Source organism: Terriglobia bacterium (assembly GCA_020073085.1).
Taxonomy (GTDB): Bacteria; Acidobacteriota; Terriglobia; order JAIQFV01; family JAIQFV01; genus JAIQFV01.
This window is the reverse complement of record JAIQFV010000005.1, coordinates 101929-114374: the sequence shown is the minus strand read 5'-3', so window position 1 is coordinate 114374 and position 12446 is coordinate 101929. Positions and strand designations below refer to the sequence as shown.

Here is a 12446-nt window from a genome sequence, read left to right as displayed (position 1 = left end):
CTTAGCGGATCACGTTTCTATGCCACTCGCGTTTCCTGTTCCTTGTATTGGAGCTGATAGAGCCGGTAATAGATGCCTCGCTTCGCCAAAAGCTCCTGGTGATTCCCTATCTCTCGAACCTGTCCCTTATGCATCACGATGATCTGGTCGGCATTCTGGATTGTCGAGAGCCGATGGGCGATGACGATGGAGGTCCTCCCCTTCATCAGGCGGGCGAGGGCCTCCCGAATCTTGAGCTCGGTCTCCGTATCCACGCTCGAGGTCGCCTCATCGAGGATCAGGATTCGTGGATCATGCGCCAGGGCCCGTGCGAAGGCCATCAACTGCTTCTGGCCTACCGAGAGCGTGCTGCCGCGCTCGCGCACCTCTTCCTTGAGGCCGTTGGGCAGCTCGCGGATGAAGTCGTAGAGGTTGACATCCACGGCGGCATTCTGCACCTGCTGTTCGTCAATCCAGGGTGTCCCCAGCCGGATGTTGCTTTCAAACGTCCCCGAAAAAATGAAGACGTCCTGCAACACGACACCGTAGTGGCGGCGCAGCTCCCCCAGGTCCAATTCACGCAGGTCCATGCCATCGAGCAGGATGGAACCGCGGTTCACATCATAGAACCGTTGAAGCAAACTGATCAAAGTGGTTTTTCCGGCCCCCGTATGTCCCACAATGGCCACCGACTTGCCCGGATCCACCCGGAAGGAAACATCCTTCAGCACATATTCCTCCGGGGCCGGATCGGCCGCATCGGAGTAGGTAAACCAGACGTTTCGAAATTCGATGGAGCCCTGGACGGTCTGAAGGGGGTGCGGGGTCTTGGGCGAGGCAATGGTAACCGGCGTATCCAGCAGCTTAAAGATGCGCTCTGAACTGGCCATCGCCGATTGAAGGATATTGTATTTCTCACTGAGGTCCTGGATAGGCCGGAAGAAGCGTTGTGAATACTGGATGAAGGCCACCAGGGTCCCCATTTTGATCGCTGACTTCAAGACTTCATGGCCCCCATACCAGATAATCAGGGCCACCGCCGTCGCACTCAGGATTTCCACGATAGGAAAGAAGACTGCATAAGCCAGGATGGAATCGTAATTGGCCTTGCGGTGGCGCTCATTGATGGTCTCGAACTGCTGGAAACTCTTGCCCTCCCGGTTGAAGAGTTGGATCACGCTCATCCCCGAAAGATGTTCCTGCAGGAAGGCGCTGATACGCGCCACCGCCGCTCGAACGTCACGGTAGGAATCGCGCGCCTTGCGGCGGAACACCGTGGTCGTGACTACGATGAACGGGATGACCGCGAAGCTGACGAGCGCCAGCCGCCAGTTCAATCGCAGGATGACCGCCAGGATCGCCAGCAGGGTCAGGAGGTCGCCAAAGACGGTGACTAGGCCTGCCGCAAAAAGCTCGTTGAGGGCATCCACGTCGGTCGTCACCCGGGTCATCAGCCGCCCCACCGGATTCTTGTCAAAAAACTTCAACTGCAACTTCTGAAGATGCGTGAAGATCTCCACACGCATGTCGTACATGATGAGCTGACCCATCCACTGGGTCAGGAAGGTCTGAAAGAACTCCAGGACAAATGAGGCCACCAGAACTGCAATGAAGAGAAGGCCGATCTTCCCCAGCCCCGCGTAGTTATGCGTGAGGATGTAGCGGTCGATGGCTACCTTGGTCAAATACGGCGGGACTGCCTGCAGCACGGCGAAGACAAGAATGCACCCCATCGCGACGGTTGCCATGTGCCAGTAAGGGCGAACATAGCGCAACAACCGGGCCATTAGCCTGTGGTCGTATGCCTTCCCGAGTGCTTCCTCTTCGTGGAATTGGGCCATTGGAATATGAGCGATCAGCGGTCAGCCGTCAGCTCTCAAAAATCAGATTTCAGGGGTTTCATCGAAACATTTCCTAAATCTAGCATCCGGTCGCATGAGGGGAACCAACACTTCTAACCAAGCGAAATATGCTGAAGGTTCCGAAACTGAAAGCTGATGGCTGACGGCTTGTTTCATATCTGTTCCAGCTCTTCTTCCAGCAACTGTTTCTGATACAGCTCCGCATAATATCCATCCCGGGTCAACAACTCGTTGTGGGTCCCCTCCTCAACGATTCGGCCCTCGGAGAGGACGATGATCTTGTCGGAGTTCTTCACGGTGGAAACCCGGTGCGAGATGACGAGCGAAGTGCGATTCCGCATGACCGCATCGAGTTCCCGCAGGATTTTTTCTTCCGTCTCGGTATCGACGCTCGAAAGGGCATCATCAAGGATCAGGATCTTAGGGTTGCGTATGACGGCCCGGGAGATGGCGGACCGTTGTTTCTGTCCCCCCGACAGAGTAATTCCCCGCTCCCCCACCATCGTGTCGAATTGCTTGGGAAAGCGCTGAACGTCGCCAAAGAGATGAGACACCTCGGCGGCCCGGACGATGGACTGCCGCTCGGCCCCGGAGACGCCGAACGCGATGTTCTCGGCCACGGTCTCACTAAACAGGAACGTCTCCTGCGGAACGAATCCAATTTGAGAGCGCAAGGCCGCGAGGGGGTATTGCCGGATGTCTCTTCCGTCGATGAAGACGGTTCCCCGCGGGGCATCGTAGAGCCGGGGAATGAGATGGACCAGCGTCGATTTGCCAGACCCGGTATGCCCGACGATTGCCACGCGTTGTCCGGGCGCTATTCTAAGATTGATGTTCTGGAGGACCGGCTGGCCATTGTAAGCAAACGAGAGATTTCGAAATTCAATCTCGCCTTCAATGGGGAATCCAGCGGCCACCGAGACCTCAGGGCCGTCTGCAATGTCAGGCCTTGTCTCGAGGATGACATTGATGCGGCCCATGGAGGCCGCCCCACGCTCCACCAGGTTGATCACCCAACCGAAAGCGATCATCGGCCACACCAGCATCCCCAGGTAGGTGTTAAAGGCCACGAAAGAACCCAAGGAGATTTTTCCCGCAATGACCTGCATTCCCCCAAACCACAGCACCACGACAAATGCCAGACCGATCAGCAGTTCCAAAGTGGGATAAAAGGTCCCCCAGAGCCGGATCAAGCTAAGATTCTTCTGGATGTACTCCCGGTTCGTCTGCTTAAACGCTTCGATTTCCGACTCCTCCTGACAGAAGGACTTGACGACCCGAATGCCCGAGAGATTCTCCTGCACGCGGGCGCTGATATCAGAAAACATGGCCTGGATTTTCTCAAACCGTTCGTGGATCCGGGAGCCGAAAAACCGCATCGCGACGCTGACCAGCGGCAGGGGAATCATCGCGTAGAGGGTCAACCGCGCGTCGATGCTGAACATGATGCTCAGGGCCAGGATGGTAGCCAGCACGGTGTTCGCGGTGTACATGATGCCCGGGCCCACCAGCATTCGCACCGCGGCGATGTCGTTGGTCGCCTTGGACATCAAATCCCCGGTGCGGTTGTGATGATAGAACCGCGGAGAAAGTTCCAGGAGGCGGGAAAAAAAATCATTACGCAAATCATATTCAATATCTCGGGATACCCCGATGAGGATCCAACGCATGGAAAAGCGGAACACCGCCTGAATCAGGGAGATTCCAATCAGAATCAAAGGATAGCGAATGAGTTTCTCATAAGTCAGCGCCCTCGTTAGATCATCAATCGCGCCCTTCAATACCCAGGGGAACGCCATCCCGACGGCGTTGGTAGTCACCACGCAAAGAAAACCCAGGACGATCCGGCGGCGATATCGTTTGATATAAGCTGCCAGAGGCCGGAGACTTGTTCCAAGTTTGCCCATAGACACTATCTATCCCTTGCCAAGTCAAGATCCAACGCCGCGAGAGCTTGCCACCCGGGTGTGGACCTCCCCCAGCGCAATTTCCTCTCCCCAGGGGCGACAGGCTCTCCTCCGTTCAAGTCGTGGAAGCCAACTTTTCAGCGGTCACAAGCGAGCGATTCTATCCCAGCCTTTCAAACCCGGCAACATGGAAAGCAGTTTTTCTAACTCCTTGATTAAACTTTCTGTTAGCTTCAGTGTCTATGTCATTGAGTAAATTCAAGGAGGAGTTTATATGAGACGTCGAATCGTTATCGTGTTGGGCGCGATGCTTATGTTGCCGATGGGGTTGACGCTGTGGGCCCAGCCGGGTCCCGCACCGCTTCGCGCCAAGCGCATAGTCAATCAACACTCAGGCCTGGTTAGGGCGCTCCGGGACCAGAATCTGCGCGCTAAGCTGGGGGTCACAGATGAACAATATGCCAAGCTCCGAACCGCTTTCCTGAACTCAGCCAGGACAGCCATTAAGAATAAGGCGGATCTGAGGATCAAACGTCTTGAGCTCGCCAGCCTGATGGATGCCGACAAGGTGGACCACGCTCAAGTTGACCTGAAGATCAATGAGATCTCTGCATTGCAGGGGGCCTTGTTAAAAAATCAGATTCAGACCCGTCTGACGGTGAAGGAAACACTCACCGCCGACCAGTTGAATAAACTGCATGAGTGGCGCCAAGCTCAGATGAAGCGCTTCGGAGAGGAACGGATGCAGCAGCGAATGGGGATGATGCGAGGTTCCGGACGGATGGGGGTCGGCCCGCGAGGCCCAGGGGCACCGCCGCCTTCGGCACCCCCCAAACCGGATAATCCTTCTGAGCCGCAGTAAGCAATCGCGGGAACGGCGGAGTGCCTGATGGATCCCTGGTGCAACTCTTTGTTTTTCGTGCAGGGATCTGGGCCGGGCAGGGCCCGGACCCGGGATGGCAGGGAGGGTCGTGAACCGGGGCCGTTCCGGGCAGGCTGGATGTGGGCCGAATGGAGACAGGGCGGGTGGAGCGGCCTCCCCTTTTGAAATGAAAAATGAAAACCCTTAAGCTACAATGGGCGGACATCGGCTCGCAGGTAATGGCCAGCAGTATTCTGCGCGCCGAATCCAAGGACCCGGGTCGCGACGCACAGACGATGACAGACCTCGAACGGGTGGAACGGTGCCTGAAAGGTGAACGGGAGGCCTTCGACGAACTCGTTCGAGCGTATCAACGGCCCATCTACCGACTGTGTTTTCGGTATTCTCACCATCCCGAAGAAGCTTACGACCTGGCGCAGGACGCTTTTTTGAAAGCTTACCAGGGCCTACGAACCTTTAACCGCCGGTCCAGCTTCAAAACGTGGCTTTACCGGGTGGCGATTAACAATTGCATCAACTTCCTTCACCGGCAGCGGTCGCATGGCGAAGAGGTCGAAGTCGAATCGGCCGAAGATCCTTCTGTGCGTATTGACGACCGGGTCGAGCAGGATGAGCAGCTTCTTGCACTGCGGGCTTCGGTGGACAAGCTCCCGCCCCGCCAGCAGGCTGCGTTGAAGCTGCGCGTGTATGACCAACTGAGTTACGAAGAGATTTCGAAGATCCTGAAGTGCACTGTCTCCACCGCCAAGACCAACGTCTTCTTCGGCCTGGCCAACCTGCGGAAAGTGATGAAAGTGGGAGCAGTGCATCGAGGGGAAAAGGACTGAGGGTTATGAGACATCTTAAGCGTGATCGACTTCTCGAGTGGGCGGAGACCGGGGGGGCTGACGAGAGTTCGCGGGCGCATCTAGAGACTTGCCCGGAATGCACCGCGGAGCTGGCGTCGATCCGCGACGTATTGCAGGTGCTGGCCCGCAGTGACACGGCTCCGGATCTGGACGAGCCCAAGGCCCTGCAATTTCGTCATGATCTCAGTCGAAAGATCCGTTTCGTCCCGGAGCCTGGTCCTTTCTGGGGACGTTGGAATCCGCTCCGGCACCTCGTTCCCTTCCATTATGCCGTGATCGGTGCAGTGATCACTGCGGTTCTGGTTTTCTCAATCGTCTCGGTCTTCCAATATCGATATGGTAAGATAATCCACACCGGGCCGATCCAAGTGGCACGGGACGCCCCTGAAACGGCGAATCCCGAATCAGACCTGAGTGTTCCGGTGGAAGCCACAGAAGATGCCCTCGCGAGTCAGAACCTGCAGGCCAGTGATCTCTTCGAGGCCGCGGTGGATTCAGAAGGCTCGTCCGACGATGAAATGGGGGTGGCGAGTGAGTTCTCTTCCGACCCCTTCCAGCATATTCCCGATCTGAGGCCGGAAGAGGTGACGCAATTGAAAGCCCTGATCAAGGAACAACTCAAGAGTTAGCCATGACGCGTTTACATCACGCCTGTGTAATCCTCCTGGGAGCGCTGTTGCTGGGGATCGTGACCACCGAGCCGCGTTTTGCCCAGACCGAGCCGCCCGCTCAAAAGTCACCCGGGGCGGACGGCCAGGTGCAGACGGCGCCGCGCAATGAGAACGAAGTCCAGCAATTGATCGAAGCCCTCTACATCAGCCGCCTTCAGGAAGAGCTGAAACTGAGTGACGAGCAATACGCCGCCACCATTCCTGTCGTGAAGAACTACCTGCGGGTGCGTCAGGCCGGGGCGCGTCAGAAGCGCCTCGTGGAGCGACAGCTCAATCAAATGTTGGACAGTGGAGCCCCCGATGACGAGGTGCAAGGCAAACTCAAAGAGCTCGATGAGGTGAAGAAACAGAACGAACAGAACCTGCAATCCGCCTTGTCAGAGGTTGATTCCAAGCTCGATGTCCGTCAACGCGCGCGCTTCCGGCAGTACCAGCAGCGCACGGATCAGCGGATCAGTCACATGATTCAGCAGATCCGGGAAGGGCGGCGGATGCAGCGCATGCAGGGAGGCCCTCCACCTGGCGCCATGCGAGCCACTCCTAAGAAGCGACCAACGAATCCGGAAAGTCAAAAGCGCTGACCCATTAATGGATGTTTGGAGGATTCTTGAGTCTTCGCGAGGTCTCGATCAGTCCTTGGAGCTTTTCGTAAGCCGCACCATCGTCCAGCGAATCCTGCGCGCGCCGCAAGGCGACGTCAAACGATTCCGCCCCAGCCACGTAAATTCCCGCAGCGGCATTTAAAACCACGGCATCACGCCGTGACGACTGGTCAGTCCCGAGAAGAATGTTGCGCAGGTAATCGGCATTTTGCTGCGCAGTCCCTCCGCGAAGGTCATCAATTTCACCGCGTTCAAATCCCACCTCTTCCGGGATCACCTCGAAGCTGGAAAACTCCCCATTCCTGAACTCGCTCACGTAACTCAGTGTCGTGACCGAGAGTTCGTCGGTCCCATCGTCGCTGGACACCACCCACACGTGCTCGCTCCCCAGGCGCTGGCACACTCGGACGATTCGATCTGCAATCTCGCGACTGCACACCCCGATCACCTGTCGCTTGACTCGGGCGGGATTGGTCAGCGGCCCCAGCAGGTTGAAGATGGTCTTGACACCCAATTCGCGGCGGACTTTGGCGACGCAGGCCATGCTCCGGTGAAACGTAGCCGCATACAAAAAGGCGATGCCCACTTCGCGCAGGCACTCTTCGACAGCCTCCGGCGGCAGATCCACCTCCACACCCAGGGCTGCCATGACGTCGGCACTGCCGCTCTGGCTCGATGCTGCCCGGTTCCCGTGCTTGGCGACCGGGACTCCGGCGCCGGCGATGACAAACGCGGCGGTCGTGGAAATATTGAAGGTGTTCAGCCCGTCTCCCCCGGTCCCCGCCGTATCGACAACGATCGGGGATTCCGGATGCACCGGGAGGGCATTCTCACGCATGACGCTGGCAAAGCCCGCTATCTCATCCGCCGTCTCCCCCTTGGCCCGCAACGCGAGAAGGATGGCTCGAATTTGGTCATCCGAGAAGGTGCCTTGCTGAATCTGCTGCATCAGCAGGCGGGCTTCTTCAAATGCGAGAGACTGAAAGGTAAGAACTTTTTCCAGGATTTCCACGAGATTTTAGATCGAGTCCTCTCTCCTCAAAGATCATTATCTTCGAGATTCCTCGGCTAAGGCCGAGAGCCGCGCCAGTAACTCGCTCTCACTGAGGGACTCCTGCGTACCCGCTTTCATGTCCTTCAACTGGAAGGAATTCCGGGCAATCTCATCTTCTCCCACGATCAACACCTGCCCGGCCTTCATTCGGTCTGCATTTGACAGGGCTTTTTTCAGCTTAAGCTCATCGAATTCAATGACGCAGCGCACGCCGACCTGGCGGCACTTCTGGGTGAGTTCGTATGCTTTGGAAAAAGCATTCGGGCCCAGCCATGCCACATACAACTGCACGGGATCCTCCCCCAGGGCCGGCTGAATCTGTGAAAGGACCAGCACAAAGCGGTCCAAACCGATGGCAAACCCGATCCCTTTGACCGCGGGTCCGCCCAGCATTTCTGACAGCCCATCGTAACGACCGCCTCCGAGCAGGGAGTTTTGCGCCCCCAATTGATCGCTCGTGATCTCAAAAGTGGTCCGCGTGTAATAATCCAACCCTCGCACCATGCGCGGGGTCAATTGATAGCGGAGGCCGCGGCTGTCCAGCAGTGCGCAGAGTCTCTCAAAATGCGCCCGGCACTCTGCACAAAGAAAATCCAAGATCGAGGGGAACTGGTTGATGTAAGGCTGACACGACTCCTCCTTGCAGTCGAGAATTCGCAAAGGGTTCGTCACCAGCCTCCTCCGGCAATTTTCGCAGAGCTTCTCTTTCACCGGTTCCGCGGCCGACCGCAAGGCCTGCAGGAAAGCAGGGCGGCATTGACGGTCCCCAATGGAGTTGAGCAGGAGCGAGAAGTCCTTGATGCCCAGGCGGTGCAGGTACTCCGTGACCATTTCAATCACTTCCGCATCGAGGGCAGGGTGATCGCCCCCGAGAACTTCAGCCCCGATCTGAAAAAATTGGCGGTACCGCCCCTTTTGCGGACGCTCGCGACGGAACATGGGACCCAGGTAGTAAAATCGTTTCAGACCCGGGTCATTGCCCATTTGATGCTCCAGGAATGCCCGGACCACGGAGGCGGTGGCTTCGGGGCGAAGCGCCAGGGCCGTCCCGTCCCGATCCGTGAAAGTGTACATTTCCTTCGAAACAATGTCGGTTTCCTCGCCTACACTCCGGGCAAACAGTTCCGCCTTTTCAAAGACCGGAGTGCGAATCTCATCAAAATTGAAGCGGCGAAACACCTCGCGGGCGACCGACTCCACATACGTGAAGAGTCGGGATTCGGGGGGCAAAATGTCTCGGGTGCCTCGGATGGTTTTGATCATGGGGCCGAAAATGAGTTGCCAGACTCCTTCAGATAAATCTCCTTGTACTCGAGATAGTTCCTGGCGTACTGCAGAATCTTCTCCTGCTCCGCCTCCTTCAAACGGCGAATGAATCTTGCGGGAGTCCCCATGAAGAGGCTCTGCGGCGGAACGACCGTGTCTTCCGGAACCAGCGATCCCGCGGCAACGATGGAACCAGTGCCAATCCGGGCATTGTTCAAGACGGTCGCCCCCATCCCGATCAGGCAGTTAGATTCGACCGTGCACCCGTGCAGGGTGGCGGAGTGCCCGACCGTGACATAGTCGCCGAGGGTCAAAGGATATTCCCCCCGGTGAACATGCAGGACGGATCCATCCTGGATGTTGCTGCAAGTCCCGATTCGAACCGAATGGACATCACCCCGGATCACAACTTGAAACCAGATCGAAGAGTGCTCCCCGATTTCCACGTCTCCAATGATGTCGGCACTGGGCGCTATGTATACCCCATTGGCAATCCGGGGTTTCTTGCCCTGATAGGATAGGATCATCACACTCTCCCTGGCCCTGCCATCACGACGTGCAAATGAACGCAAAACCTAACACAAGGATTTTGAATTGGCAAGAAAACGGGGGCATTTGCGAAAGGACGAGCCGCGAAACACGAGGATCGCGGGCGGAACGTTAAGGGGGAAGGAATAGGGAGTGGGGCCTGCATTCGGGCTCAACGAATCCGGCGGGGAACGACCTCAGAATTATAGGGAGATTAGGCCTTCACTCTGTACCCGGCTGCGGGATGAGATCCCTTCCGACCCGCAGAGGTCCTGACCATCTTCAAGATTTCGGGGATGGGTGGACGGTCCGTCGCAGAACCGACAAACTGGTAGAGGATTCGGCCCTCTTCATTCAGGAGGAACGCCGCGGGGCGGGCTACGTTGACTCCCATCAACCCGAGGGCCTGGTAGACCCCGTACTCCCGCGTCACGGCACGGTCCGCATCCGCAAGGATCCTAAATGGAAGCTTCTCCTGCCGTGAGAATCGAAGGATGGGCGCCAGGGGTTGTGACGCAATCAGGACGACCTCGCAACCCAGAGACTGCATCTCCTCGATTGACTGAAGCACCTGCTGCATGAAGCGGCGACAGAAGGGACACCAGGTTCCGCGGATGAATCCCAGCAGCAATGGCCCGCGACCGACGTGCTCCCGAAGAGAGAACCTGGAATGCTCACTGTCCGGCAGCACAAAATCAGGCACCCGATCCCCCAACTGGAACTTCGATTTTCGGGAAGGCATACCGGCCTCCTCTCGCGACGGGCAAGGGTGAAGGGCTAGATCCGGGGAAGAACGATTCCTTTTTGGGCCTGGTACTTTCCGTGTTTATCCTTGTAAGAGATCTCGCACACCTCGTCGGCCTCAAAAAAAAGAATCTGGCACAGTCCCTCATTGGCGTACACCTTTGCGGGCAACGGGGTCGTGTTTGATATCTCGAGCGTTACGAATCCTTCCCATTCCGGTTCAAAAGGGGTGACGTTCACGATGATCCCACATCGTGCGTAAGTGGATTTTCCCACGCACACTGTCAAGACGGTTCGAGGTATGCGGAAGTACTCTACGGACCGGGCCAGCGCGAAGGAATTCGGCGGAATGATGCACACGTCATTCCTTACCTCAACAAACGAGCGTTCGTCGAAATTTTTGGGGTCCACTACGGTCGAATTAATGTTTGTGAAGATCTTGAACTCATCGGACACCCGAAGATCGTAGCCGTATGAAGAGACGCCAAATGAGATCTTTCCCTCTCGAACCTGCCGGTCGGCAAACGGCTCGATCATGTGATGCTCCATCGCCATGCGGCGGATCCACGTGTCCGATTTTATGCTCAAGATGGATGAAGTCTCCTCGAAGAGTGGGAAGCGAAAGGCACGCCAAAGATACCATTGATGGATTTTGCTTGGCAACACGAATTGGGGCCAGGTTTGTGACCTATACAGCGGACACCCCATCGTGGCTTGCTCCAGGATTTGGCCCGAGCCAGCAAAGGAACCTCATCGGCTCCCTGACCCTCCTCAATGTTGAAGCCACGGGAATAAAAAACCCAATCCTGGGTCATCCTAATTGCACTCAATTCAGCAGGGGCGCAGGTGGTACGGCACAGCCTCCCCCCAGAAAGAAGAGGCGGCACGCATGCCCACACAGGGATTTCTCGGGACGGGGGCCTCGTTTAAATCGGACGCCAATCTGCTGGCACAATTGGTCATGGGGGTGGCATTGGTGGCGGGCGCGCTGCTGGCCCGGCGAAAGCATTTCATTGCGCACGGAATCTGTCAGGCGACGGTACTGCTTCTGAATGCGGTGATGATCGGGTGGCTGATGTGGCCAACGTTTCACCGACAAGTCCTGCCGCCGCTGCCGGAACATCTGGGCGAGCGATATTACACGATCGCTCTCATCCACGCCGTGATGGGAGGTGTGGCTGAATTACTCGGACTTTATATCGCCGTGGTGGCCGGAACGAACCTTCTCCCGCAACGGCTTCGTTTTCATCGTTGGAAGTTATGGATGCGTGTGGAACTGGTCCTCTGGTGGCTAGTCATCTTCACGGGTGTTGGGGTTTATCTCTTCTAGTACCGGGCAACGAATTAGTACCGGTAGGCCGGCAGTGACACCGGGCATTCAGAGGCCCTGTCAGCCCTCGCCGCCCTGCCGGCATCGAGAAACCGGAGACTGATTACTCGCCCCCGGTAGGATCCCGTCCGGCCTTCCCCACCAAATGGCAGGTCACCACTCACTCCAAAGAATCGTCGATTCACCGTGTGCCATGCCACGTCAACTTTGTGAAGACCCAACCAACGATAATACAAGGCGATGAGATAACCCTTGACACAAATGCGCACGGTTCATTAGCATAAGTTCTCTTTTCTTTGCGCTGGATGAGTTCCATGCCGACATCGCCCCGCGCTGCAGAGTGATGGAAACAAAGGAGGACGCCTTGATCAAGCTCGACATTGTGAATGAAGTGGTGAATAAGACGGGGATCTCCAAGACCAAAGCGGAAATGGCAGTGGAAGGCGTCTTCGAGGCCATGAAGGATGCCTTGAAAAGGGGCGAGCGCATTGAATTGCGCGGCTTCGGGGTTTTCAACGTGAAGCCTCGCAAGACCGGGATTGGCCGCAACCCCCGCACCGGGGCTGAAGTCGCCATCAAGCCCGGCAAAGCGGTTCGATTCAAGCCCGGCAAAGAACTGCATCTTGATTAGCTGGGGTGTATGAAAGTCACAGAGCCGTGCGAGGGTTTTCGCAGGGTTCGAAGGAACTCGTTGAAGGCGAGACAGAGCTGGATGGTCTCGCTTTTTTATTTTCCCCGGACCGAAGGTCGTCCCAGGGGGAAAGGCTCATTC

General features: G+C 56.9%; 13 protein-coding genes. 6 read left to right on the top strand and 7 right to left on the bottom strand.

Annotated elements, in window-relative coordinates; all coding sequences use genetic code 11:
* Positions 1–17 precede the first annotated feature (17 nt).
* Both LAO21_07255 and LAO21_07250 read right to left on the bottom strand, forming a co-directional pair.
* Positions 18–1820, bottom strand: a complete 1803-nt coding sequence (locus LAO21_07255; protein MBZ5552501.1) for an ABC transporter ATP-binding protein/permease — start codon at positions 1818–1820, stop codon at positions 18–20.
* A 173-nt stretch (positions 1821–1993) separates the two neighbouring features.
* The gene (locus tag LAO21_07250; GenBank protein ID MBZ5552500.1) at positions 1994–3748 is read right to left on the bottom strand and encodes an ABC transporter ATP-binding protein/permease; all 1755 of its coding nucleotides are present in this window, start codon (positions 3746–3748) and stop codon (positions 1994–1996) included.
* A gap of 274 nt (positions 3749–4022) precedes the next feature.
* Between LAO21_07250 and LAO21_07245 the strand changes: the two genes are divergently transcribed.
* From LAO21_07245 to LAO21_07230, 4 genes are all read left to right on the top strand, one after another.
* Positions 4023–4610 carry a periplasmic heavy metal sensor gene (locus LAO21_07245; protein ID MBZ5552499.1) on the top strand — a complete coding sequence of 196 codons (588 nt, stop codon included), beginning with the start codon at positions 4023–4025 and terminating at the stop codon, positions 4608–4610.
* A 194-nt stretch (positions 4611–4804) separates the two neighbouring features.
* Positions 4805–5458 carry a sigma-70 family RNA polymerase sigma factor gene (locus tag LAO21_07240; protein MBZ5552498.1) on the top strand — a complete coding sequence of 218 codons (654 nt, stop codon included), beginning with the start codon at positions 4805–4807 and terminating at the stop codon, positions 5456–5458.
* Positions 5459–5463: 5 nt separating this feature from the next.
* Positions 5464–6108: a hypothetical protein gene (locus LAO21_07235; GenBank protein ID MBZ5552497.1), complete on the top strand. Its 645-nt coding sequence runs from the start codon at positions 5464–5466 to the stop codon at positions 6106–6108.
* A gap of 2 nt (positions 6109–6110) precedes the next feature.
* Positions 6111–6731: a hypothetical protein gene (locus LAO21_07230; protein MBZ5552496.1), complete on the top strand. Its 621-nt coding sequence runs from the start codon at positions 6111–6113 to the stop codon at positions 6729–6731.
* Between the two features lie 4 nt (positions 6732–6735).
* Here LAO21_07230 and trpD read toward each other — a convergent pair whose 3' ends face one another.
* The 5 genes from trpD to dcd all read right to left on the bottom strand — a co-directional run bounded on the left by trpD (position 6736) and on the right by dcd (position 10932).
* The gene (trpD, locus tag LAO21_07225) at positions 6736–7764 is read right to left on the bottom strand and encodes an anthranilate phosphoribosyltransferase (protein MBZ5552495.1); all 1029 of its coding nucleotides are present in this window, start codon (positions 7762–7764) and stop codon (positions 6736–6738) included.
* 36 nt (positions 7765–7800) lie between these two features.
* Positions 7801–9069, bottom strand: coding sequence for a histidine--tRNA ligase (hisS, locus tag LAO21_07220; protein MBZ5552494.1), 1269 nt, complete (start codon positions 9067–9069; stop codon positions 7801–7803).
* Positions 9066–9599 carry a gamma carbonic anhydrase family protein gene (locus LAO21_07215; protein ID MBZ5552493.1) on the bottom strand — a complete coding sequence of 178 codons (534 nt, stop codon included), beginning with the start codon at positions 9597–9599 and terminating at the stop codon, positions 9066–9068. The genes hisS and LAO21_07215 overlap by 4 nt, the downstream gene beginning before the upstream one ends.
* Before the next feature lie 215 nt (positions 9600–9814).
* Positions 9815–10342: a peroxiredoxin family protein gene (locus LAO21_07210; GenBank protein MBZ5552492.1), complete on the bottom strand. Its 528-nt coding sequence runs from the start codon at positions 10340–10342 to the stop codon at positions 9815–9817.
* Positions 10343–10377: 35 nt separating this feature from the next.
* Positions 10378–10932: a dCTP deaminase gene (gene dcd / locus LAO21_07205; protein MBZ5552491.1), complete on the bottom strand. Its 555-nt coding sequence runs from the start codon at positions 10930–10932 to the stop codon at positions 10378–10380.
* A gap of 301 nt (positions 10933–11233) precedes the next feature.
* Here dcd and LAO21_07200 point away from each other — a divergent pair, with 301 nt between their 5' ends.
* A complete protein-coding gene (locus tag LAO21_07200; protein ID MBZ5552490.1) occupies positions 11234–11674 on the top strand; it encodes a DUF420 domain-containing protein in 441 nt (146 codons plus the stop codon).
* A 364-nt stretch (positions 11675–12038) separates the two neighbouring features.
* Entirely contained in the window at positions 12039–12305 is a 267-nt protein-coding gene (locus LAO21_07195; protein MBZ5552489.1) for an integration host factor subunit beta, read from the top strand.
* Positions 12306–12446: the final 141 nt, after the last annotated feature.

What these genes read in the sequence shown, in the direction of transcription:
- LAO21_07210 (MBZ5552492.1), bottom strand. Translation starts at nt 10,342, where the DNA reads ATGCCTTCCCGAAAATCGAAGTTCCAGTTGGGGGATCGGGTGCCTGAT.
- LAO21_07215 (MBZ5552493.1), bottom strand. Translation starts at nt 9,599, where the DNA reads ATGATCCTATCCTATCAGGGCAAGAAACCCCGGATTGCCAATGGGGTA.
- LAO21_07235 (MBZ5552497.1), top strand. Translation starts at nt 5,464, where the DNA reads ATGAGACATCTTAAGCGTGATCGACTTCTCGAGTGGGCGGAGACCGGG.
- LAO21_07255 (MBZ5552501.1), bottom strand. Translation starts at nt 1,820, where the DNA reads ATGGCCCAATTCCACGAAGAGGAAGCACTCGGGAAGGCATACGACCAC.
- hisS (MBZ5552494.1), bottom strand. Translation starts at nt 9,069, where the DNA reads ATGATCAAAACCATCCGAGGCACCCGAGACATTTTGCCCCCCGAATCC.
- LAO21_07230 (MBZ5552496.1), top strand. Translation starts at nt 6,111, where the DNA reads ATGACGCGTTTACATCACGCCTGTGTAATCCTCCTGGGAGCGCTGTTG.
- LAO21_07250 (MBZ5552500.1), bottom strand. Translation starts at nt 3,748, where the DNA reads ATGGGCAAACTTGGAACAAGTCTCCGGCCTCTGGCAGCTTATATCAAA.
- LAO21_07245 (MBZ5552499.1), top strand. Translation starts at nt 4,023, where the DNA reads ATGAGACGTCGAATCGTTATCGTGTTGGGCGCGATGCTTATGTTGCCG.
- LAO21_07240 (MBZ5552498.1), top strand. Translation starts at nt 4,805, where the DNA reads ATGAAAACCCTTAAGCTACAATGGGCGGACATCGGCTCGCAGGTAATG.
- LAO21_07200 (MBZ5552490.1), top strand. Translation starts at nt 11,234, where the DNA reads ATGCCCACACAGGGATTTCTCGGGACGGGGGCCTCGTTTAAATCGGAC.